28 protein-coding genes are annotated in these 22,009 nt (G+C 66.1%); 6 read left to right on the top strand and 22 right to left on the bottom strand.

The features are described 5' to 3' along the window. Positions 1–28: 28 nt before the first annotated feature. Positions 29–385, top strand: coding sequence for an STAS domain-containing protein (locus ACWEF6_RS02030; protein WP_449681169.1), 357 nt, complete (start codon positions 29–31; stop codon positions 383–385). Then, positions 382–792, top strand: a complete 411-nt coding sequence (locus tag ACWEF6_RS02025) for an ATP-binding protein (RefSeq protein WP_449681168.1) — start codon at positions 382–384, stop codon at positions 790–792. The genes ACWEF6_RS02030 and ACWEF6_RS02025 overlap by 4 nt, the downstream gene beginning before the upstream one ends. Positions 793–888: 96 nt before the next feature. Here the strand turns inward: ACWEF6_RS02025 and ACWEF6_RS02020 are convergent, their stop codons facing one another. The 5 genes from ACWEF6_RS02020 to ACWEF6_RS02000 form a co-directional block, all read right to left on the bottom strand. Next, positions 889–2,511 (bottom strand): phospholipase C, encoded by a 1,623-nt coding sequence (locus ACWEF6_RS02020; protein WP_449681167.1) that lies wholly within the window; start codon positions 2,509–2,511, stop codon positions 889–891. Positions 2,512–2,543: 32 nt separating this feature from the next. Next, positions 2,544–3,698, bottom strand: coding sequence for a Dyp-type peroxidase (locus tag ACWEF6_RS02015; RefSeq protein WP_449681256.1), 1,155 nt, complete (start codon positions 3,696–3,698; stop codon positions 2,544–2,546). A gap of 89 nt (positions 3,699–3,787) precedes the next feature. Continuing rightward, positions 3,788–4,945, bottom strand: coding sequence for an EfeM/EfeO family lipoprotein (locus ACWEF6_RS02010; protein WP_449681255.1), 1,158 nt, complete (start codon positions 4,943–4,945; stop codon positions 3,788–3,790). Between the two features lie 210 nt (positions 4,946–5,155). Next, a complete protein-coding gene (locus ACWEF6_RS02005; RefSeq protein WP_449681166.1) occupies positions 5,156–5,932 on the bottom strand; it encodes an ArsR/SmtB family transcription factor in 777 nt (258 codons plus the stop codon). 78 nt (positions 5,933–6,010) lie between these two features. Continuing rightward, positions 6,011–6,331, bottom strand: coding sequence for a hypothetical protein (locus tag ACWEF6_RS02000; RefSeq protein WP_449681165.1), 321 nt, complete (start codon positions 6,329–6,331; stop codon positions 6,011–6,013). A gap of 22 nt (positions 6,332–6,353) precedes the next feature. Here ACWEF6_RS02000 and ACWEF6_RS01995 point away from each other — a divergent pair, with 22 nt between their 5' ends. The 4 genes from ACWEF6_RS01995 (at position 6,354) to ACWEF6_RS01980 (ending at position 8,976) form a co-directional block, all read left to right on the top strand. Continuing rightward, a complete protein-coding gene (locus tag ACWEF6_RS01995; RefSeq protein ID WP_449681164.1) occupies positions 6,354–6,623 on the top strand; it encodes a hypothetical protein in 270 nt (89 codons plus the stop codon). 370 nt (positions 6,624–6,993) lie between these two features. Continuing rightward, the gene (locus ACWEF6_RS01990) at positions 6,994–8,475 is read left to right on the top strand and encodes a recombinase family protein (RefSeq protein ID WP_449681163.1); all 1,482 of its coding nucleotides are present in this window, start codon (positions 6,994–6,996) and stop codon (positions 8,473–8,475) included. 55 nt (positions 8,476–8,530) lie between these two features. Beyond that, positions 8,531–8,689, top strand: a complete 159-nt coding sequence (locus tag ACWEF6_RS01985; RefSeq protein ID WP_449681162.1) for a hypothetical protein — start codon at positions 8,531–8,533, stop codon at positions 8,687–8,689. A gap of 5 nt (positions 8,690–8,694) precedes the next feature. Continuing rightward, positions 8,695–8,976 (top strand): recombinase family protein, encoded by a 282-nt coding sequence (locus tag ACWEF6_RS01980; protein WP_449681161.1) that lies wholly within the window; start codon positions 8,695–8,697, stop codon positions 8,974–8,976. A 57-nt stretch (positions 8,977–9,033) separates the two neighbouring features. Here the strand turns inward: ACWEF6_RS01980 and ACWEF6_RS01975 are convergent, their stop codons facing one another. The 17 genes from ACWEF6_RS01975 to ACWEF6_RS01895 form a co-directional block, all read right to left on the bottom strand. Then, positions 9,034–9,336, bottom strand: a complete 303-nt coding sequence (locus tag ACWEF6_RS01975; RefSeq protein WP_449681160.1) for a hypothetical protein — start codon at positions 9,334–9,336, stop codon at positions 9,034–9,036. Next, complete coding sequence (locus ACWEF6_RS01970; RefSeq protein ID WP_449681159.1) at positions 9,336–10,274, bottom strand: glycoside hydrolase domain-containing protein; 939 nt, start codon at positions 10,272–10,274, stop codon at positions 9,336–9,338. The genes ACWEF6_RS01975 and ACWEF6_RS01970 overlap by 1 nt, the downstream gene beginning before the upstream one ends. A gap of 9 nt (positions 10,275–10,283) precedes the next feature. After that, complete coding sequence (locus ACWEF6_RS01965; protein ID WP_449681158.1) at positions 10,284–10,526, bottom strand: hypothetical protein; 243 nt, start codon at positions 10,524–10,526, stop codon at positions 10,284–10,286. A 14-nt stretch (positions 10,527–10,540) separates the two neighbouring features. Then, positions 10,541–11,089 carry a hypothetical protein gene (locus tag ACWEF6_RS01960; RefSeq protein WP_449681157.1) on the bottom strand — a complete coding sequence of 183 codons (549 nt, stop codon included), beginning with the start codon at positions 11,087–11,089 and terminating at the stop codon, positions 10,541–10,543. Between the two features lie 12 nt (positions 11,090–11,101). Next, entirely contained in the window at positions 11,102–11,803 is a 702-nt protein-coding gene (locus tag ACWEF6_RS01955) for a hypothetical protein (RefSeq protein ID WP_449681156.1), read from the bottom strand. Then, positions 11,800–12,897 carry a DUF5047 domain-containing protein gene (locus ACWEF6_RS01950; RefSeq protein ID WP_449681155.1) on the bottom strand — a complete coding sequence of 366 codons (1,098 nt, stop codon included), beginning with the start codon at positions 12,895–12,897 and terminating at the stop codon, positions 11,800–11,802. Before ACWEF6_RS01950 ends, ACWEF6_RS01955 begins: the two co-directional genes overlap by 4 nt. 8 nt (positions 12,898–12,905) lie before the next feature. Further along, positions 12,906–14,312, bottom strand: coding sequence for a hypothetical protein (locus ACWEF6_RS01945; RefSeq protein ID WP_449681154.1), 1,407 nt, complete (start codon positions 14,310–14,312; stop codon positions 12,906–12,908). Beyond that, positions 14,309–16,234, bottom strand: coding sequence for a phage tail protein (locus tag ACWEF6_RS01940; protein ID WP_449681153.1), 1,926 nt, complete (start codon positions 16,232–16,234; stop codon positions 14,309–14,311). The genes ACWEF6_RS01945 and ACWEF6_RS01940 overlap by 4 nt, the downstream gene beginning before the upstream one ends. Continuing rightward, positions 16,234–16,725 (bottom strand): hypothetical protein, encoded by a 492-nt coding sequence (locus ACWEF6_RS01935; protein ID WP_449681152.1) that lies wholly within the window; start codon positions 16,723–16,725, stop codon positions 16,234–16,236. Before ACWEF6_RS01935 ends, ACWEF6_RS01940 begins: the two co-directional genes overlap by 1 nt. A gap of 196 nt (positions 16,726–16,921) precedes the next feature. Beyond that, complete coding sequence (locus tag ACWEF6_RS01930; RefSeq protein ID WP_449681151.1) at positions 16,922–17,200, bottom strand: hypothetical protein; 279 nt, start codon at positions 17,198–17,200, stop codon at positions 16,922–16,924. A gap of 82 nt (positions 17,201–17,282) precedes the next feature. Further along, a complete protein-coding gene (locus ACWEF6_RS01925) occupies positions 17,283–17,633 on the bottom strand; it encodes a hypothetical protein (RefSeq protein ID WP_449681150.1) in 351 nt (116 codons plus the stop codon). Positions 17,634–17,641: 8 nt separating this feature from the next. Then, positions 17,642–18,016 (bottom strand): hypothetical protein, encoded by a 375-nt coding sequence (locus tag ACWEF6_RS01920; protein ID WP_449681149.1) that lies wholly within the window; start codon positions 18,014–18,016, stop codon positions 17,642–17,644. 55 nt (positions 18,017–18,071) lie between these two features. Further along, positions 18,072–18,434 (bottom strand): hypothetical protein, encoded by a 363-nt coding sequence (locus tag ACWEF6_RS01915; protein ID WP_449681148.1) that lies wholly within the window; start codon positions 18,432–18,434, stop codon positions 18,072–18,074. Further along, on the bottom strand, positions 18,431–18,781 hold the full coding sequence (locus tag ACWEF6_RS01910; protein WP_449681147.1) for a hypothetical protein: 351 nt from the start codon (positions 18,779–18,781) through the stop codon (positions 18,431–18,433). The genes ACWEF6_RS01915 and ACWEF6_RS01910 overlap by 4 nt, the downstream gene beginning before the upstream one ends. A gap of 70 nt (positions 18,782–18,851) precedes the next feature. Beyond that, positions 18,852–20,165 carry a phage major capsid protein gene (locus ACWEF6_RS01905; protein ID WP_449681146.1) on the bottom strand — a complete coding sequence of 438 codons (1,314 nt, stop codon included), beginning with the start codon at positions 20,163–20,165 and terminating at the stop codon, positions 18,852–18,854. Positions 20,166–20,283: 118 nt separating this feature from the next. Next, complete coding sequence (locus tag ACWEF6_RS01900; RefSeq protein WP_449681145.1) at positions 20,284–20,847, bottom strand: HK97 family phage prohead protease; 564 nt, start codon at positions 20,845–20,847, stop codon at positions 20,284–20,286. Further along, positions 20,844–21,968, bottom strand: a complete 1,125-nt coding sequence (locus tag ACWEF6_RS01895) for a phage portal protein (RefSeq protein WP_449681144.1) — start codon at positions 21,966–21,968, stop codon at positions 20,844–20,846. The genes ACWEF6_RS01900 and ACWEF6_RS01895 overlap by 4 nt, the downstream gene beginning before the upstream one ends. Positions 21,969–22,009 lie beyond the last annotated feature (41 nt).

The following is a 22,009-nucleotide window of genomic DNA, read 5'->3' as shown; positions in this document are numbered from 1 at the left end:
GGCGGGGAGTGCGGCACGATGGGAGGCCGTGACCCCTTCGACGCCGGACCTGCCCGCCACCGAGCTGGCGGTGACGCTCGACTGGCGGGGCCGAGCCGCGGTGCTGGCCGTGGCGGGGGAGATCGACCTGGTCAGCGCGCCGGAGTTCGGGGAAGTCGTCGACGTGGTGCTGGCCCGCGGGCCGGAGAAGCTGGTGGTCGATCTGCGTGAAGTGACGTTCTTCTGCTCGGCGGGGCTGCAGGTGCTCGCGGCGGCCCACCGCAAGCTGGCCGAGCGCGCCTTGTGCGTGGTGAGCGATTCCCCGGTGACGTCGGGTCCGTTGAAGACGACCGGGCTCGACACGTGGATCGGTGTCCACCCGACCGTCGACGAAGCACTCGCATGACCCCGCAACCGTTCCGCTGCCACGACGTCCCGGCGGCGCCCGGCGCCCTCCGCAGCCTGCGGCACGACCTGATGGCGTGGGTGCTGGCGGCGGGCGTCGACGAGGCCCGGGCCGGCGACATCGTGCTGGCCAGTTACGAGGCACTGGCGAACGTGGCCGACCACGCCTACGACGGTTCGGGCGACGGGCTCGTGGACGTCGACGCCACGCTCCTGCCCGGCCGGCTCGAGGTGGTGATCACCGACCACGGGCAGTGGCGGACCCCGGTGCCGGACACCCGCGCGGTGTCGTTGCGCGGCCGGGGATTGCTGCTGCTGCGGGCGAGCGCCGACCGCGCGGACATCACGTCCGGCGATTCCGGCACGGTCGTGACGCTCACCTGGGACCTCGACGCGGTCAAGCCCTGACCCAAGCGCCCCAATGTGGCGTTGGGTGCGCTGGACGCACCCAATGTGGCGTTCGGTGCGTTGGACGCAACCAACGCCACATTGGGGCGCTTCGGGCTAGCTGCGGACGACGGCTCCGGTCTTCGGGTCCAGGGCGACCTTCCGGGCCTGCGGCCACCAGAAGTCGAACATCCCGTTGAGCGAGCCGGCGCGCGTGTCGAACGACGCGTCACCGATCCGGCCGGTGAACCAGTTGTCCTCGATGAACTTCAGCACCGAGGTCTGGTCGGTCAGCGTGTGGTCGACGTGGTTCACCTTGCTGTACGGCGAAACCACCAGCAGCGGCAGACGCGGGCCGTAGCCGCAGCGGTCGGCGTACTTGCCCACCGTCGTCGCCTTGCCCGTGCAGATCGCCTGGTCCTGCGATGCGTCGTGCGAGCCGTTGAGGATCGGCGACTTCTGGTGGTCGTACCAGCCGTCGGAGTCGTCGTAGGCCAGCACGATCGCGGTCGACTTCCAGTCCGGGGACTGCTGGATCTTGTTGATCTCGCTCACCACGAACTGCTGCTCGTCCAGCGGGTCCGAGTAGCCCGCGTGGCCGTCCTGGTACTCCGGGGCCTTCAGGAAGCTCACCGCGGGCATCGAGCCGGCCTTGAGCGAGTCGTTGAAGTCGGAGATGTCGTACTGGTGGTTCGCGCGGTCGGTCTGGCCGATCGCCTGCACCGAGGACGGCGGGAGGTGCTTCGGGTTCGCTGTCGACGGGTAGTACTGGAACGGCTCGTGGTGCGGGCTGTAGTCGACGACCGCGTTGCCGCCGATGTTCGTGTGGGTCTGGCCGCACACCGCGTACCCGTTGGCCGTGCCGGTCGGGCGGAAGCCGCCCTGGAACCAGCCCCACGTGACGTGGCGCTGGTTGAGCAGGTCACCGATGTTGCGGCCGTGCATGGTGGCCAGGTTGTCCTTGCTCGTGTGGTTCTTGCCCGAGCAGTCGTCCCACGCCGGGTCCGGGTCGTTGATCATCGTGCCGATGCCGCTGGCGTCCGGCGACTGCACGGCGTAGGCGTCGCTGACCGGCTCGTGCGTCACCGGGTCGACGGCCTGGACACCGTGGGTGTTGCCGGAGATCAGGTCGATCGCGCCCGGGCTGGACGGGCCGAACACCGTGTTGAACGAGTTGTCGTTCAGCGCGTAGTGCTGGGCGTAGTTCCACATGCCGGTGACGGTGTTGCCGTCGTAGTAGTCCATGACCAGGCCGGGCTCGCCGAACAGGATGGGCTGCCCGGTGCACTTGTCGGTCTCGGTCTTCTCGACGAACTTGTCCATCTTGCCGCCGTTGAAGGCGGCCTGCTCGGCGCCGTAGTTGTGGTTCTGGTCGCAGGTCAGCGCCTGCTGGGGCGTGAGCCGCTTCGGGTTGTAGGCGTTCGGGTTGCCGGTCAGCAGCTTCTTGTCGAGGCCGTTGACCTTCGGGGTGCCGTGCGCGGCGGTGAACGGGGTGCCGTCGGTGTTGGCCGCGTTCGGGTAGGTGCCGAAGTAGTGGTCGAACGAGATGTTCTCGCCGAAGATGACGACGACGTGCTTGATCGGCGTCGACGTCGGGATCCAGTGCGCGGGGAACAGGTTCAGCGGCTGGGCGTCCGCGGTGGTCGCCGCGGAGCCGGTGACGACGGCCAGCGCGGCCACCGAGGCGAGTGCCCCGGCGCCGAGCAGGCCGCGCCGTCGCCGTCGGGTCTTTCTGTCCACTGTGGATTCCTTTCGTGGTGGGGTGGGGCTCGTCAGGTGAGCAGGGAACGCCCGAAGTGGTCGTCCGGTCCGGTGACGCCCGGCAGCGCGAAGAAGTAGCCGCCGCCGAACGGGGAGATGTAGTCGGTCAGGGGTTCGTCGGCCAGCCGCGTCTGGACCGCCTCGAACTGGCGCTCCAGGTCCTGCTGGTAGCAGACGAAGAGGAGGCCCATGTCCAGGTTGCCGTTGCTGTCGATGCCGCGGTCGTAGTTCACCGCGCGGCGCAGGATCCGGCTGTTGTCGGTCTCCGGCGTGCGCGGGTTCGCCTTCCGGATGTGGCTGGTCAGCGGGATGACGGTGCCGACGGGGTCGTCGGAGTACCGGGGGACGTCGGTCTCCTGCGTGCCGTCGAGCGGGGCGCCGGTGTCGCGGCGGCGGCCGAACATGTTCTCCTGCTCGGCCAGGGAGACCCGGTCCCAGAACTCGACGAGCATCCGGATCAGCCGGACGACCTGGTAGCTGCCGCCGGCGGTCCACGCGGGCTCGCCCTGCGTCCACACCAGACTGTCTAGTTCGGACTCGGTGGGGTTGGCGGTGCCGTCCTTGAAGCCCATCAGGTTGCGGGGCGTGCCGTCCGGTCGCGGCGGCGAGGTGAAGCCGTTGAGCTTCCAGCGCAGCTGCATGCCGCCGCGGGTGGCGCGGGCGATGTCCCGCAGCGCGTGCAGGACGGTGTCGGTGTCGTTCGCGGACAGGACGAGGCTGAGGTCGCCGTGGCACTGGGCGGGATCGAGGGCGTCGTTCGGGAACGTCGTCATCGGCTTCAGCTTGGCGGGCTTGAGTTTCGCCAGGCCGTACCGGTCGTCGAAGAGGCTGGCGCTGACGCCGAGGACGACGCCGAGATCGCTGCCGGGCACCACGGGCCCGAGCACGCCGGAATCGGCGGGCGGCGCGGTGATCCCGAGCGCGGCGGGCGCCCCGCCGGCGGTGAGGAACCGCGCCCGCTCGGTGATGGCGCGGAACAGGTCGGTGAGCTCGGCCTTGGACTCGGCGACGGCGTCGAAGGAGGCGACGACGGTCTGGGTCGGCGGCTTGCGGAGGATGGCGGCCTGGTGGGGCCCGTGGAAGGGCACGGGCGAGCTGCCGTCGGTGACGGTCGCGGAGGAGGCGCCCAGCCCGGCCCCGGCGGCGACGGTGAGGCCCGCGCCCATGGCGGCCCGGCGCAGGAAGGAACGGCGGGGGAGGCCGGTTCCGGGGCCGTGAGGCGAGCCCGCGGTCCGGTTTTCGCGAGGCAGGTCGGTCACGAGACCCTCCTCGGCTCGGCGATCGCCGCGATCGGGGCCAGCAGTTCCGTCAGCTCGCTCACGTCCGCGTTGAGCTTCTGCCGCTGGTCCCGGCTCAGCTCCGCCGGGCGGGTCCATGTGCCGTCCGGGCGGCGGGCCGCGTCCAGTGCCTTCTGCGTGCGGTCCAGCCAGCTGTCCACCTTGGACAGTGCCGGGTACCTCGGCGTCAGCAGCGGCCGCAGGACGTCCAGGACCGCGCGGGTGCCGTCGAGGTTGGCGCGGGCCGTGGCCAGGTTCGTGCCGCTGCCGTAGTCGGTGCGGCCGGTCAGTTCGAACTGCAGCGTGTTCTCCATGATTTCGTGCGCGCGCAGCCCGAGGTCGTTCCCGTCGACCTGGCTGTCGGCGAAGGACGTCTGCAACGCGCGGGCGTCGGTGTCGAGCTGGTCGGCGACGGCGCCGAGCGCGCCCAGGTCCTCGCCGTGCCAAAGGCCCTGCTCCAGGCGGTGGAAGCCGGTGAAACCCGGGTCGGCCGGGCCGTTCGGCAGGCCGTCGGCCGTGCCGTTGAGAGCGCCGTCGGAGTCGCCGAACGCGTCGTAGGCCGCGCCCAGCCGCTCGTACGTCAGGTGGGCCGTCAGCCACGCCGCCTGGCTCGCCGCTCGGTCGCCGCCGTGCACGGTGTTCTTCAGCGCGCCCGTGTTCGCGACGAGCTCGCCGAGCCCCGTCTCGACGTGCTGCTGGTAGGCCTTGAGCGGCCCGAGCAGGTCGTCGTGCGTCACCGGCGCGACGCCCGGCCCGGTCCGCTCGGCGCCGCCGGTGATCCGCACGGCCGGCCCGACGATCGCGCCCGCGTCCTCGGGCAGGCAGCGGAACGCGTAACTGCCGTTGCCCAGGTTCACCTGCAACGGCCGGGTCGTCGCCGCGCCGAGGCCCTCGACCTCGCCGTAGATCACGCCGGTCGCCGGGTCGATCAGGTCGACCTCGGCGGTCACCGACCCGGTGTTGTGCAGGCGGAACGTCTGCGGCCCCGGCTTCGGATCCGTCCAGCCGGTGCCGCACGACGAGCGCGAGACCGCGATCTCGGGATCGACGGCGGCCGCGCTGTCCGGCCAGAACGCCACGACGGCGCCCGCCGCGGCGGCCACGACCACGGCCACCACGATCCAGCGGGTACGCACTGACCCCGGCACGCGCACTCTCCCGTCACTCGATCGGACCATCACCGGTCACGGATTATGCGAGCCTAACGCCCGGAAAACCGAACCGGATCCGATCGAAAGAGGGAAGTTCACCCGGACTTCAGCCGGCCGAACACAAAAGAGGGAGGATTCAGACGTATTGCTGTGCCAGATCTGTCTTGTTCGCGATGTTCGACCGGTTTGGCCAGGTCACGGAAGCGGAGCCCCGGTCTCCAGCAGCGTCTTCAGGCTGGAGAGCAGCGCCGGCCAGCCCTGGCTGCACATCTCCAACGTCGTGCTGCCGGCGTCGAAACCGTCGTGGAGCACGGTCAGCTTCACCATTTCCCCGTGCGGTTCCAGGGTGAACGTGACTTTGGACCGGCTTTCCCGCTGCAGTTTCGCGAGCGTTTCTTCGTCGACGCCGTTCGCTTTCGCCCAATCCGCCGTGAATGTGTGCCAGGTGTAGGACAGCCGTCGATGGGGATCCGATTCGAGGACGACCTGTCCGGGATCGCTGGTTTTCGCGCCGCGCTCGGCCCACGTCATCGGCGAGCCCGTTTTCCAATCGGTTTCGAAGGAGACGCCCCAGTACCGGCTCGTGAACGCCGGATCGGTAAGCGCTTGCCAGAGCTTCTCCGGCGTCGTGTTGATGTAGGTGGTGTACGCGAAATCGTTCATCGGTGCGGACTCCAGTGCTCGTTTGAGATCGGCCAGCGCGCCGGCCCGCCGCCGGTCGTAGCGGGTCATCCAGCGCTCGGCGATCGCGTTGATCGGCGCGGCGTCGAGGTGGTGCAGCTTTTCGCGGCCGCGCCAGGTGGTGGTGAGCAGCCCGGCCGTCTCGAGTACGGCCAGGTGCTTGCTCACCGACTGGCGGGCCATGTCCAGCCCCGCGCACAGCTCGCGCAGGGTCTGGCCGTTGCGCTCGTTGAGCACGTCCAGCAGCCGGCGGCGGCTGGGGTCGGCCAGCGCCTTGAAGACCTCGTCCATCGCGCCTTCCCGGTGACATGCAGCCGTCCGGCTGCCTTTCGACGATAGGCAGCCGGACGGGTGCATGTCAACCGGGGGTCAGCGGAAGCGGATCACCGTGATGCTCGCGAGGACGAAGAACACGAGAACGACCAGCGTGCCGGTCTGCCCGCCGGACGAGCGGGTCACCACCTGGTCGACGGCGCCGGTCAGCCGCACCCCGCACTCGGCGATCACGGTGTGCCGCCCGGCCTCGATGCGGGTGAACTCGACCGGCGCGGTGAAGGCCCCGGAGTCGTCGGTGTAGGCGGTGCCGACCTCGGTGCCGTCCGACACGAGGGTCACCATCCGGCCCGGCCGGCAGCCCTTCCCGGACGCCGAGAGCGGCTCGCCGGCCTTGATGCTCGGCCGGTCGAGCACGAGTTCACCGGGCTTCGGAGCGGTGCTGGACGTCGTGGGCGTGCCGGACGTGGCCGGCGGGGTGGTGGCCGGCGGGGTGGTCGTGGTGGCCGGCGGCGTGGTGGTGGCCGGGGTGGCCGGGGTCGTGGTGGTGCCGGGCCGCGTCGGCCGCGTGGTGACCGGAGGGGCCGGCGTGGTCGTGACCGGCGGTGGGGGTGTGGTGGTCGTGGGAGTTGCGGTCACGCTGAACCGGCTGCCCGCGCTGAGCGGCCCGCCGGTCCGGGCGTTGGTGCACGTGCCGGTGACCGGGTAGGTCCCCGGCTGGGCGCCGCTCGGCACGGTCGCCGCGACTGTGCCGCTGGTCTGCGTGAGGGTTGCGTTCGCCGACCACATCGGCGTGCCATTCCACGAAAAGGTGACCGGCCCCTTGCACGGGTAGAAATTCCAGGAAATCGTGAAAGAACTCCCGGCCTGCCCGCTCGATGGTTTCAAACCAACCGACGATGTGTATTGTGCGTTGGCGGTGCCCGCTGTTGCGAGCAGAAGCAACGTTCCGGCTACGGCGCCGAAAAACAGCCGAACCACGAATCGCATTGGGACGTCCCTCCCCGGTGTGTGCTCGCTGTAGCATTCCGGACCAGTCAGGTATCCTGTTGTCACGGTAAGCTCCAGGGAGGCCAAACGTGCAGCTCAGGGTACTAGGCGCCATCCGCCAGTCAAAGCGTAAGGACCACTCCGAGAGCCCTGAGACACAGCGTCTCTCCTACCGAGCCTGGATCGCCAGTCACCCGGGGGGTGTCCTGGTGCACGAGACTCAGGATGTCGGAGTCAGCGCGAGTATCTCGCCGTTCAAGAGGCGAGAGCTTGGGCCTTGGCTGACCGACCCGGACAAGTTGGCAACGTGGGACGTCCTGGTGGTCTGGAAGGTGGACCGGCTGGTCCGCGACATGACCCATTTCTACGGCGAGCTAGTGCCAGAAATGGCCCGCCTGGGCAAACGGGTGGTAGCGGCCTCCGAGGGCATCGACACAGATTCCTCCCATGACGCTGAGATCATGTTCAAGGTCTACTCCGCGCAGGAGGAACTGAAGAAGATCCGTCACCGCGCGACGGAGAGTCGCGCGCGTCTTCGAGAGTCGGCACGGTGGGCCGGCGGCCCGATCCCCTACGGCACCAAGCCGGTCAAGCGACCAGAGGGGGGAAAGACCCTGGTGGTAGATGAGGAGTCCCTCGGGTGGATCGTCACCATGCGAGACGTACTCCGCGAGGGGGGTAACCCGAATACGGTAGCCAACTACCTCAACCAAGAGGGTGTGCCGACGCCATTAACCCGGCATGAGGCGCTCATGGGGCGGACTCCTAAGGTGCGCTTTTGGACACGCACACAGGTGTGTCAGCTACTGCAATCCCGACACTTACTTGGGGAGCTCCTACACAAAGGTGGGACTGTGCGTCGCGAGGACGGCTCCGCCGTCATGCTGATGCCTACGCCCGTCCTGACGCGCCCTGAGTGGGACGAATTGCAGACGCTGACCCGTAGAGGCGCCCGCGGGCCGAAGACCAATCGCAAGGGCGGCTCAATGCTGCTACACGTTGCCTACTGCAATTCGTGCGGCCGGCCGATGTACTACCAGGTCGGGCGTAATAGCCACCCGGACACCTACTATTGCAGTCGGAAAACCCGAGCTTCCCGGCCGGATTGCTTCGCCGTGGAGTTTCCCGCGGCCCTCTTAGAAGACTTCGTGGGGGAGATGTTCCTCGGGCAGTACGGGGGCGTCGAGATCGTCGAGCGTTCGGCCGTCGCCTTGGTCGACTACGATTCCCAGATCAACGAGGTAGACGAGAAGATCGACACTCTGACTGACAACCTCGCCCTTCTCCCCGCCAACGGGCGCGCCGCGGAGCGCGCCCGGGAAAACCTCGTCAAGCTGGAAGGCGAAAGGGCGGAGCTCATCAAGCTGTCCAAGGAAGCCCAGGGTGTGAAGGTGACCCACACGGGCCGCACGTTCGGCCAGGAGTGGCTGAAGGCTGACCCAGAGGGACGCGGGGCCCTGCTCCGCCGGCACGGCATCACTGTGATGGTTCAGCGGAAACGACAACGGCGCAAACGCCCGGAAGACCTCGTCTTCCCGGACTTCCTCCGGATCGACTTCCCGGGGGTGTAACACCGACCGTCCGGCTTACGACCTAGCCGGGAAGACCTACACCAGGGAGGATCCCGTGTTCGGCAGGAAGAAACGACGCAACATCGCCATCCAGACCCACGTCATGGTGGAGCAAGCTCGGGCCCAGGGCCTCCCCGTCAGCGGGTACCGCCCGGGATCGCTCGGTGACCGCCTGTACCAGCGCAAGCTGCGAAAGCAGCAGCAGGGTAAGTGACCGCAATGGCTGTCTACGGTTACACCCGGTGGGCGGACAACCCGCCGGCGGACAGGGCGATCAAGTCGCAGATGCCGGAGCAGTGTTCCGAGATCTTCGAAGAGATGGCCCCGAGATCCTCGCAGGTGCCGGGGCCGGAGTTCAAGCGGCTACTCGACCGGGTGGAAAGCGGGGACACAGTGTGGTTCCCGCCGGCCGATCGGCTCACCCGCGACGTGACCGCACTTCAGTCAATGGTTAGCTCGTTGAGCGACCGCGGGGTGAAGGTCGAGTTCCTAGGCCGCTGAAACGCAGAAAAGCCCCCTACCCGGCCTTGAGTGGCTAGGTAGGGGGCGTTTGCTGTCTCAGGGGGTCGGAGGCTGAGGGAACGGCTGAGGCTTCTCAGAGAGCTTCTGAACGATCGCGTCGAGGGTGGCGTCTGCCTTCTCGGCCAGTTCGCCGGCGGCGGCATCCTCAGCCGCCTTCTTTTCCGCGTTCTTCGGCGCCAGGACGGTAGCCAGGAAGCCGAGGACGGGCGACGCGAGGGCGGCCACCGTGACGACCTGGGTGGCGTCCACGTGGACGTGAAGGACCGTCAGGATGCCGACGACGGTCCACGGGGTCACACTGCCGACCAGGCCGGCCAGGGCCTTGATGTAGCGGTACATCAGGCCACCAACCGAGCGGCGAGGTTAGCCGCCAGCTTCGAGGCAACGGCGTCCTCGTCGAGGCCCTCCACGTCAGCCAGGGCCGCGGTGACGACCGGGGACAGCCCGGCCACGACGCCGGCCACCAGGTCCACCACGGGGACACTCTGCTGGGCGGCCACCTTCAGGGCGAGGTCGGTCAGCGCCTTGCCGACGTTGTCGACCTTGGGGTTGAGTTCCCGCCGCCCGCGGCCGGCTTCGAAGTGACCGAACCGCAGGAGGTCTGATGCGGACGACCACCCGCCGTCTAGGGCGTTCTGAACGGCCTTGTTCCAGACCGCGTCCGCAACTTCCTGTGCGCTGGGCAAGTCATCCTCCTGTGCGTCGTGCTGGCCCCAATCGGCGGCCAAAATGTCGTTCACGTCGGACTGGATTCCGCCGACGTAGATCTGTCCGAGGCGCTGGAAAAGGGCGGCCTTCGAGGACCGCTTACCGCCGGACCACGCGGCCGTCTGCCACCCGTAGCGGGCGTGGGGGCCGACGTTCTTTTCGATGACGTCGTATTCGCCGTAGACGCCCACCCGGTCAATCGAGCCGAGGACGGAAGCCGCCCCGTCGAGATAAGCCGACACGGCGGCGAAGTTGGCCGCGGTGACCTGGTCGGAATCGACCGCGAAGTAGATCGGACGGTCCGAGGGAAAGCCGATGCTGTCAGCGTCCGCGCGCGCTAGACGCGCGGCGGTCTGGCCGGCTGCAAACCCCCCGGCCGCGTCGCCGGCGTGGTTCTCGTAGACGAGGGCGACCCCGACGCCCTTCGCGGTCATGTCGGCGTATTCGGTCTTCGTGATGTTCTTCGTCCTACCCGGGGTGCCGATGTAGCGGATCACCCCGGAATGCCCGGCCTTCACAACCGCGTCGGCCGAAGGCCGGCCCGCGGAGTAGTCGAGCGCGGTAGCCATAAGCTGTCCTTACTTCGTGATGAGCGGGAGAAGCCAGGAAAGGGCCGCGGAGATAACCGCGATGGCGAGGCCAACCCAGAGCTTCCAGGATTCGGACTTCGCAGTAGCCTGCTCGTCCTGCCGCTTCTCGACCGCGGCTAGCCGGACTTCGTGACTCACGAGCTTCTCGGAGTGACCGTCAATTTTCCGGTCGATCGAGTCCAGCTTGTCGAGGATCATCTTCAGCAGGAACCCCGGTTCTTGTGTGTCCACTATGCGCTCCCGGGTCAGACCTGCTCGATGAGGAACACGCCGTTGTTGTCAGTCGCGTTCGGAGTGCCGCCGTTCGTCTTCGAAACCGAAGAGTCGACATTCCACAGAGCGCCCATAATCGTGAACGTGCCCGTGGACGGGGCGGTAAAGACCTTGGACCCCGACGTATTCAGGAAGGCACCGCCCGTGTGGGCTCGCTGGTATCGCCCGTAGAACTTAGTGGCCCCCGTCAGGGTGGCCGAACCGCCGGCGATGTAGTGCATTTCGAAGACGATCGTTGAGGCCGCCGCTGCGTCGTATCCGGTGTCAAAGACGACCCGGTAGTTCAGGCCGTTGACCAAAGACACGGTCCGGGAAACCCAGATGACCTTAGTGGTGCCCGACGTGTTCGAAGAGTTCGCCGTGATCGGCGTGTTCGAAAGAACCTTAGTAGCCGCAACGGTTGCGTCGACCGTCACGAACTTGGCCTCGATGTCCGTGGCGAGCTCTTGCATGTCGAGCGGCACGTTCGGCGGGTCGGTGACCGCAGGGTACCGGAACCCGTATGTAGGGGTGACGGGCATTGGGGCCCCTTCTCAGAATGGGATGACTGTGATGTTCCTGGCCGAGAAACCACAGGTGGGGGAGCTCAATTGCGAGTAGTACTTGCACGTGAACGTATTGCTGCCCGCATTGAGGCCGTCCGCAGCTGTGATCAGTGAAACCCGGGTGGCGTAGTTTTGGAGACCGGCGCCACTGGTAGCGTTCGCCGAGAACGCGTTTTGCAGTGCACCAAACCCGGGGCCGATCGCACTGGCTCCAGTAATCTGGGCTCCGATGGATCCGCCGATGAACTGCCCCACCGGGTTGCCGGTGCAGTAAATGATGGCTCCCGTGATCAGGAGACACCGACGGGACGAGCCGATATTCACCGTCACCGACGGGCCCACCGTGGCCAGGTCGGTGAACGAGGTGGCCGCCGTTGATTCGAACGTCGAGATCGTGGCGGACTGGATCTGGTTAGCAGCGCCGACGCCGGGTGACCCGACCTTGCCCAAGATGAAGTATTGCGTCTGCTTCCTCATGATGACGACGACGTCACCCGCGAAGTAGGAGAGCCCAATGCCGGACTGAACGACCTTGAGGTTGGACAGTACGACGCCGTTGACCGTCACGGTGTTCACGCCGGAAAGGTCGTCCCAGGTCACAATCTGACCGGTGTGAAACGCCACATCCTCCGGCCCTGTCGGCGGGGCAAACCCCGCCGTCATCAAGGCGGCGATATCTCCGGCTTTCACGATAGGAACTGCTTTCTCGTGTCGATACCCATGGCGCCGTCAACGGACAGCGAGTAGGTGATCCGGTCGAGGATGTGTGTCTCGACGTTGTCTGTGTCGGAGTACGTCACAGCCACGACGTCCCAGCCCTCCAGGGCGGGATTAGGGACCGCCCCGAGGGTCACGATGTACGGGAGTCCTGTAGCCGCCTGGAGTTTGGCGACAGCCGCCGCGTAGCACTGGTCGTTGGTCGTCAGGAAGGACGATGTGTAGAACATCGGTACCCGGCCAAACGGCCCGTTGAAGTACGTCGGCGAGGTCGGGTCGACGTCGTAGGCGATGCCCAGGACAGCCGGCGCAGAGCCGACTGGTTCGCCGGATGCGACGACGGCGTTGTAGACGCCGTCGCGGGAGATCTGCCGCTTGGCAGTGACGAGGACGCCGTCACGACCGTGGTTGATCGTCCAGACCGGGGATGCCTTGGGATCCGGTCGGCTCTTCACCTGGAGGCGGCCCTCGTAGTCGAAGTAGGCCACTTTGCCGTATGCGGCAACGATGTCCTTGACGAACTTCAGCCGGTCGGTGTCCATGATGTGGTCCGACCCGAGCGTCTGCGAGTACGCACTCCAGTCGTAGACGGACACCAATCCGGGGACCACGGCGCCGATGGCGTTATCGAGGACCGCGCCGACGGAGGCACCCGCGCCATACTGGACGGGCTGAAGGGCCCGTCCGTCACGGACGTTGGCCATTCGGTCAGAACCCGTGATCTTGATGTTCCCGCGGGGGGCGTCGTCCTGCTCGACGGTGTCGATCCGGAAGTACCCGAGCCCGACGTATTCCCGGGTGCCCCCGCCGTACTCCACCCCGCGCTCTATGTAGATTTCCTGGCCGTACGGGGTCCCGAGATCCGTCGGCGCACCCGGCCAATCAAAGTTGGTCGTCAGGTCCAGGGTGGACGCCACATCCGCCGTGGTGTCGAATGTGACGTCGCCGCCGATGATCGGTATCTCGGTGCCGACAGGGGAAACCCCGGTCTGTCCGGGCGCGACAACGCGCGCCCGGAAGACAGCCCTGTGAGCCCCGCGAAGGGTGGCCAGGAATGTATCCGTCACCGGACGCATTACGGAACCACCACCTCGTTGTCGGAGATCTTGTCAATCAGGTCGGAGTACGTCGCCACGCCAGCAATCACGTCGGCGTAGGTCGCGTAATCGGCGACGACGTCCGCGTAGGTGTAGGTGTCGGCGTAGACCGTGGAGCCCGGAGCGGCCACCTCGGTCAGCGGGATGGTGAAATACCGGCGCTTAGCGGTATTCGCCGGCCGGGTTTGCGTGATGTCCCCGAGAATGGCGTACAGCGTGGGGACCGACGCGTTAGGCGTCGGGGCCTGGATGAGCACCGGCTCACCCGAAGACAGTCGGCGGTCGAGGTCGTTGGCCTCCTCGACGCTCTGGGTGATGAACGTCAGCGTCAGCCGACGAGAGCCCTGGACGTCAGTCACAGCGACGGGCTCTGTCCGCCCGAGAACCTCAAACAACCCCGCCCGAGAAGGCCGGCTAATCGTGCCGTCCCACGAGATCGTGACCGGGGTGTTCAGGGATGGCCGCGCGGGCACCTTGAACCAGGCGCTAGTCAGCGTCGGGGTGATGCTCGCCGTCTCCTGTCCCGCGTAGGCGACAGCGGGAAACTGCACGACGATAGAGCGACTGATAGCCGCCGCCCCGCCGGTGATGGTGATTGTGTCGCCGCCGAAGGGGAGGCCGGCGTTTCCGTCGGGCTCCGAGAAGAAGTCCCAGAACATCCCCGCGTCGTCGCCGGCGGTGGAGGAGACATCACCGATCTTCGTTGCGAACGTCGGCGTAGACGAGCTCGTGAAGTCGTCTTGCTTCCACCCGAGGTACAGGATCATCCCGCGTCCGATCTGGGTGATCGAGGACATCAGGACGTTTTGAGCACTGCCGTTGAGCAAGCCGTGAACGTCCGTCGGGAAAGCCTGGGAGTTCCGGAAGCAAGCCATCTGCGCCAAGGTGTCGGTGTTGACGACGCCCCCAGTGAAAGTCACCGTGGGCGGGGTGTCGCCGGCCTGGTGAACCCGCGCCAGGAGCGCGAGGTTCCCGGACTCCGCAACCTTCGTCCAGCCGGCGGGTGTGACCACAGAGCCGGCTCCGGAGTTCCGGATGCTGGCAAGGATCAGCTTCAAGTCGCCGACGGCTAGACCCGCGGGGGCACCGGGGACGACCGACGCGTTGTTGCCGGTGGCCGCGGTGCCTGCTGCGACGAAGGTCGGAGTAAGCCCGGTGTCGACGTAGGACACCCGGTAGGTATTCGAGACGCCCGCGTCGAACTCGTAGTCGTCGAGCTTGCCGGCGCTCCCGACGACCGGGACAACATCGCCGCCGCGGACAGTCGTCCAGGTGATCCCGTCCAAGGACTTCTCGATGACCGCGTAGTCCGAGCCGGCCGGGGCCGCCGTGAAGGCGACCCGGACGCGGCCGAGATCCGACAGGTAGGTAGCGGTGACGGTCACGCGCGGCCTCCTGCCTTGACGGTGCGCCATGTAGCGCGGTTGTTCTGGTCGATGTGGACTTGGACCACCTGACGAATGCCTTCCCCGAGGTCGAGGTTCAGCGTGATATCCGATGCCCCGCCGAAGCTTTGGGCGTTAGAAACCACCCGGCCGGTTTGCCCGGGAACGAATAGCTCTGGACCCTTTTCGCCAACGACATACGGACGGCCCGCCTGAGCCGTGCCGCCCTTTGCGAGATACGGGATGTTGGGTATGCTAGGGATGCCGACAACACCGGTCACGTTGTTGATGCTGTTGATGGCACCGTTCAGCAATCGAATGGCACCATTGAGGGCGCCCTTCAGGCCGTTACCGATTCCGGACCAAATGCCGGAGAAGAACTCGCCGACTTTCGACCACACGCCCTTGATGAAGTTCCAGGCGTCGCTGAAGCGGTCGCCGACCCATTTCGTGGCCTGCGACACGCCAGACGTCACCGACGACCACAGGCCCGAGAAGAACCCCGTTACGCCCTGCCATATACCCTTGACGAAATTATAGGCGTCGACGAGTCGCTGCCATATCCATTTCGCGGCAGTCGTCACGGCATCGACGACAATTTGCCACAAATTTACGAAGAAATCTGCGATCGGGTCCCAATAAGTAATCACCAGGGCGACGATCGCGATAAGGGCTGCAATCGCCAAAATGACCAGCCCGATCGGGTTGGCGTCCATTGCGATATTCAGGGCCCATTGCGCCGCCGCCCAAAGGCCGAGCGCGATCACCAGCGGGTTGATCCACGACGTATTTTGAGCGATGAAGTTCGCGATATTCTGGAGGACCGGCGCCAGAAAATTAATCACCGGGACCAGGATCGAACCGATCGTCGTGGCCAGCTGAGCGAACGCCTGGGCCATCGGCGGGATAGCCGGCCCGATAGCCTTCAGGGCGGCACCGAGGACCCGTGAGACTACCGCGGCGACCTGGTTCAACGCCTGGAAGAAACCGACCAGGGTTTCGTGACCCTCGGCGGAATCCAGGAATTCACGGACGGTCTTGAGTAGCCCGCCGATGAATCCGAAGGAACTTCCGCCGGCGTCCTCGATCGCCCCGAAGACACTGGCGACGATCGCACCGAGATCCTTGATGACCGCGAAGATCTGCTTGAAGGCGTCTAGTGCACCGTGGATCCACTGCTCCAGGTTCCCGGTGTCAGAGGCGTTCTGTACGAACGCAAGGAACGCCATACCGGCGTGCTCGGCCCCACTGGTCAAGTCGACCAGAATGGGCATTGCGACGGCGCCAACGAGGAGGAACGCGGAGATTACCGGCGAGAGGAACTTGCCGATGTTCTTGATGATTCGGGCGGTACCGGAGAGTATTTCCTGAAGCTCGCTGACCGATGATGCCGACTTCAGCATCGAGGTAACCCGGGTGGCCACTCCACCGATCGCGGTGGCGATTTGCTGGAACCCAGAAGTCAGCTTCGGGAGAGTGCTCTTCAGGTTGTTTACGGCGGGATTCAGCGAGCTCTCGAAGCTCGAAGAGACATTCGACTTCAGAGTGTTGAGGGTTGGGGTCAACCGCTCGAAGGCCCGCTTGGCGCCGTCCGCGCCAAGCTTCGTGGCGACCATCGCCCCGGCAAACGCGAACCCTCCGGAGACGGCCAACGGGAGCGCACCCGCTAGGGTGAACACTGCGCCCGCAGCGGCCGGCAGGAAATTGAGAGCGCCGGACGCTGTAGCGGCGTTCTTGGCCAGAGTTAGCAGGGACTGAGCGCCCTTGCCGACGTTCGCTGCCATGTCGCTAAGCGACTTCTGTCGCCGCTTCTGGTCGTCGGCCAACGCCTTGATAGCGGCCTTGGCTTTGACCGCTGCGCGGACGAGCCCTTCGCTGCTGCCATCAAACTTGACCCTGACTGTCCGCTCACCGGAAGCCATTAGCCCTCCCCGAACTTGCGGACAACTTCGTCAACGGCGGCCATCCACTCGCGGGAGATCTCGGCTCCTGAGTTATCGATGACCGGGAAGAATGCGTATGCGTCTTGCCCTCTGTGGGGGCGGTACTGTTCGCCGTGACTGCCGGCGTACTTCTGGGCTGAGAACCAACCCGAGCGGGCACTCATGCCGAAGATGGACCCGAAGAGCAACCCGAAGGCGGGTGCTCGATTCCGGCCCAGTCGCTTCGTGCCGCCGGCCTGGATGACGGGCACCCGGTCGCGCACGGCCTTGACAGTCTGTGCGACCAGGACGCCCTGCGGACCACCGTGCACCGCGACGTCCGCTCGCACCTTTACGGCGAGCTTGGACGCGATCTTCTGGGAGTGGTCGCGGATCGCGTTCTGTGCGTCCTTGCCCATAACCGACAGAGCCCGCAGGATTTCGCGGGCACCGTCGATTCGGACCGTGACGGTTAGCGCCGTCTTCGCCATTGGTAGTCCTTGAGCTAGCCGGAATATTGGGGGCTACCTGAGCCCGAGCCATATCCCGGCTCCGAGGACTTGCCACGCATTTGCTTCTCCTGGTCGTCCAGGATCTTCACGGCCGTAGCGATACCGCGTTCGTCAAGCTTTGCCCATTCTGAGGGAGCGACTCCAGTGGCAACCGCGAGAGCGATTACCGTGTAGGTCAGCGTCCCTCGGGGGTAGGGTCCGACTCATCGGCACCCGTCGGCAGGACATCCCACTCAGCTTCGAATTCCGCCTGAGTGCGGCCAGCCAGGAGGTCGGGGTACGCGCGCTTGGCTGCGAGGTAAGCGACCTTGTAGAGGTCTTCGAGGGCAACGCCCTTCTCGAAGTCGGAGAACTTCGCGCCCTTCGTGGTGCGCTCCCAGTTCAGGACATCGCGGGGCTTCGCCGTCAGCTTCAGCTCGTCGCCGGCGTCGTTGGTGAGAATGAACTCGATCATGGGTTTTGCCTTTCGGTCGTAGACACCCGACCTCGGGCCCCGGCTACGACTCCGGGGCCCGGGCGGGCCGATCAGGGGTGAATCAGATGTGGAGCAGCGACCGCTTGATGTCGGTCAGCGTTCCCGTGTAGTCGACGAACGCCCTGTCGGCGTTCGCGTTGCCCTTCGGGAAACCGAACGTCACAGTCGCCAGAGGGCCGATTGCCTTCGACCCGCCGGCCGGAACGGTCACGGCGAGGTCGGAGACGTCCAGGCCGTCAAAGGTGGCCTGAGACTGCACGGTCACCGTGACGGACCCGGCGCCGGTGTTGGACACCAGGAGGAACACCGCGGATCCGGTGTCGATGATGTCGCCTTCCGCGTTCGGGGAAGTACCGAGCGGCGTAGTGCCGGCGTGGGTGATCTGCTGTGCGACGATTGAGTTTCGAGCCATTGGTCAGATCACACCCTCGCGTAGACCGGGTCGCCGATCACCTGAAGGGTGATCTCGGTTTCCTCGTTGTCCCGGGCGTCGCCACCGACCGGCGCCGGCTTGATGAGCACCTGGCCGGTCCACCGCACGTGCTCCGCGGCGATGTCCGGGTGGTGGTCCAGGGTGAAGTTCGCGACGGTGTTCGGGTTGGCCCACAGGAAGTCCGAGAAGCCGGTAGAACGCCAGTCGCTGTACAGCTTCAGCTGGAGCGTCGGCTCGTTGTCGGTCTCTTCGATGGCAACGCCGTCGGGGCAGAAGGTGTAGAGCCGGTCACCGTCTTTGGTGCCGGGGTCGAGATTCCAGCTGTTCAGCTGGCACTCGACGGAGATAGCGCCGATCGTCAAGGTAATCAGCTTGAGCCGGCGAACCTGCAAGGACATAGACCCTCCAGGGGTCGGGTCAGCGGCCAACCTCGACGGTCAGCGCGTAGGTGGGAAGCTGCGAGCCGCCCTGCTGAAGCAGGCCCGGGGCAGCATTGGTGACCACGAAGGCGGGGTCGGCGTTTTCGATCGCTTCCGCCACTGGCTCAACGAGGTCGTACAAGCGGCCCGTTGCGTACTGGTCGAAGGGGACGACCAGGTGCACGGTGAACGTGCACCCCGTGGGCTCGCGACAGAACGCCAGCCAATCCACCGTGGGAGGGGCGATTACCGCCCCTGTAGTGCCCTGTACGACGGCCGTCGGGTCCTGGCTAACCCAGAGGTTCGGAATAGCCTTGAGGGTCATCTCAAGCAGATCAGCGGCTTCTCGGACCAGGCTCATGCGACCACCGGCCCGCGGTACTTCCCGATACAGAGCAAGCGATCGATGTCCGGGTCGAACGAAGGCACCCGAGCGGACCCCATTTCGCCGGCGTCAATGAGGGCCTCCGGCGAACGCCGACGGGTGTTCCATCGGACAGCCAGCCGGAGCGTGCCGAGGACCGTGTCAGCGTCGGGCACCTTGGCGTCCGGCAACGGGTACGTCCCGAAGTCGAGATCCGTCCGGACGCGGACCACGAAGGCGATTGCCGCCTCAAGGTCCCGCGTCAGGTTGACATCGTCCTCCGTGACGTTGTCCGGAACCTTCATTTCCTCTTTGAGGTCGGCCAGTGTTGGGGGCCAAGCCATTAGGACTCCTAAGGGGCATCAGCCCCCGCCAGGGGCGCGGCCGTGAAGCCGCGCCCACGAACTACGGGGATCAGGTGGCCGCGGTAACCGTCTGGATCGAGACGGAGCCCGGGTTCCGGACCAGAACACCGACGTAGCCCCAGATGCCGACTCGGATGTTCGACGGGCCGCCGACCTGCTCGTAGGTGAAATCGCTGATGGGCGACTCCGCCAGGATCACAGCGTTGCGACGGAGGACGGCGTACTTCTCCGCGTAAGCGGTCGGGACACCCGCGGTGCCGACGGCGTCGGCGCCCTCGATGTCACCCACGAGGAAGTTGCCGACAGCGCCGTTGGCGTTCTGCGGGTTGTACCGGGACACCGGCATCAACGGACGGTTGTTGCCGTCCTTGAGCTTCCGGAAAGCACCGAAGCGCCGGAAGTTCATCACGACCAGGTCCGCCACGCCACGCTGATCGGCGGCGACGGCCATCTGACCATCGATGACAGCATCGATCGCCGCAGCGTTGGCCTTGAAGGCGGCCTCGTTCGCGAAGGTCGTGCCGGCCGCGGTGCCGCCGGCGAGGATCGCCGCACACACCAGGCCCTCGACGACGGTGTCGAACGCGGAGTGGAGGTCCTCGTAGATCAACGAGTCGACCGCCGGCGTCGAGCTGTCCAGGAGCTGACGGCTGATGTCCTGGTAGGCAGCCTTCGTGGTCGGCGTCAGGGTGTCGCTGCCACTGGTGTACCGGTCGGTGCCCCACCCGGCGTTGTTCGCGCCTTCCGCGGTCTGGTCCGTGATGTTCTGGTCCGTGCCGGCAGTCTGCTTGCCGAGGACCAGCGGGCGCGGGTCGGTGCCAAGGTCCAGGTGTCGAACCAGGTCGGCAACGACGCGGTTCTGACGCGCGGTCGCCATGTACTCGTCAGTCAGCCAGCGGGGCGGAACGATACCGGCGTTGGCCGACTGGACCACCGCGCGACTGTGCTCCTGGAGGCGCTGGAGGGACTCGCGGTCACCGCGCACCTGAGCGCGGTAGTGGTCGCCGAAGAACGAGTGCTGACCGCCTTCCTTCTCCGAGCGGTAGTGCCCCGGGTCGCGGTCCTGGGTGTAGGTGGTGCCAGTAGCCGCACGGGTCTCCGGCTTCTCGGTGGTCGCGGTCTGGGTCGCCGGCAGGATGTTCGCCGTAGCGGCGAGCACTTCAGCGTTGCGGTTCTCGATCTCCAGAAGCGGCTTGATCTGCTCCGCGACGGCCTTGGCGGCGTCGCCCAGCTCGGTCACCGAACGAAGCTCTTCCTCGGTGAGGTCGCGCTTCTCGTCGACCGCGCGAGTCTGGATGGCCTCGATATCGGCGGCGGCCTTGTCGTACTTCGCGCGCAGGGCAACGAGGTATGCGTTGGACATGCTTGAATTCCCCTAATTGGTAGGGTGGATGTGGGTCATTTCGCGAGGAGGTGCCGGAAGCGCGGGGTGCCTGCTAATCAGGGGTGCCGCTAAATCGGGGTGTCCTCAGAAACCGGGCTCAGAAAATAGGGAGCACCGGGAGATTGCCGAGAACATTCCTCGCGGCAACCAAGTTGGGGGTCGCGGGCTCTTCGGCCCGGACAGCTTCGACAACGGCGTTCTCGCCGTACGCGCCCCGCATGACTACGGAGACTTCGATCAGGTGGGCTCGCGTGCGAACGGCTACGCCGCCCGACTGCTGCGTGCCACCCGGGAGTTCACGGAAGCCGATGGACAGCTGATCCAGGACGCCATCCCGGAGGAGCTCAAGAGTCTCGTCACCCGCAGGGGTGGCGGAGACTCGCCACTCGCCGTATAGGCCGTCCTGGCGCTCTTCGAGCCGGACCGTCTTGCCGATGAGCACGCCACCCTGCGACATGTGCCCGCGGGTGAACGGCACCCGATGGCCGGCCACGATCTGCGGGCCGAACGCACCAAGCTGGAATCGCTCGGTCAGGGACCGATTGATGACCTGGTCGACGCCGTACGGGACGGCCCGGCCGACGACGGTCCGGCCGTCGCCTCCCTGGGATTCCGAGCGAATCTTGATGTCATCCGGGGAAACCCGGTAGAGGTCGGTCATGGTGTCTTCCCTGGATCCCCCGAGTCATCGGGATTGTCTGATGCCGGCGGCGGAGGGGCTGCCTGCCGGAAGGGCTTGTCACCGCCCTCGGGCAGCGGAGGAAGGTCTTCCATCCGGCGGACTTCGTTCGGCGTGATCCAGCCGGAGGTGAGCGCGAGAGAATGCGCCTGGTAACGGGTGAGCGTGTCGGCCCGCAGGAGGGCATCAAGCGAGAGCTTGACCCGGACGCCGTACGGCATCAGTGCGGTCAGAGCCTGCTCGATGCGGGAGATGAAGCCCTGAAGCGAGTACTTGATCAGGTTGAGGGCCTCTTGCTGGACGTTGGTATACGTCCCGGATCCGCTTTCCGCCGCAAGGAAGTGCGGCGGGATGCCGAACAGGAGGGCAATCTCCGTCAGCGAGAACTTCCGAGTCTCCAGAAGCTGAGCGTCTGTCGGATTCCAAGCCAGCGGCTCGAACTCCGTGCTGGCATTGAGGACCGCGATGGTCCGGCCGGTCTGGCTGTCCAGCCACCTCGACTTGAGATCGTCGGCTTCTGTCTGCGTCAGGTCCGGATTCAGCGACTTCAGGATGCCGCTCGGGACACCCTTGCTGAGATCCTGAGCTTGTTCCGTCAGATTGTCCGCGAGGTTCAGCGTCCGCATGTGGTGTTCCAGAACACCCATACCCCGCAAAGCTCCCGGCTCGTGAGGGCCGCGGATGTGGAGCACGTCGAATGGCGTGTAGTCGTTGCGGCCGCGGTAGCTGTAGTAGACCTGGCCGTCGGTGTCCCGCCGGACACCGACCTGACAGGCCGGCACAGGGATGATCCCCGTAGGCGTCCCGGTCTCGTCCCGGCTTGCGATGATGGCGAATGCGTTGCCGTTCATCACCAGGTCGAGAACCATCGACGACCAGGTGTCAACACGGGAGTGCGGATACGCTGGCTGTTCCAGCAACAGCGAGCGGAGGAGCTCTGAGCCGCCATCGGCGGTATCCCGATACGCCTTCTGCGGAAGCGATGCGATGGTCTCGGAAATCAGGGTCGCCGCTCGCCACACACCGGGGATCGACAGAACGCCGCGGTAAGCCCAAGCACCCGAGTCGTACGACGCGTAGCCGCCATTCAGCAGCGCTTCCATATGACCGAGAGAAACGATCGTTCGCGTCTGAACCGCGGGCG

This window comes from Amycolatopsis sp. NPDC004772 (assembly GCF_053601215.1).
The sequence above is the reverse complement of the archived record's forward strand: the minus strand, read 5'-3'. Positions and strand labels throughout refer to the sequence as shown.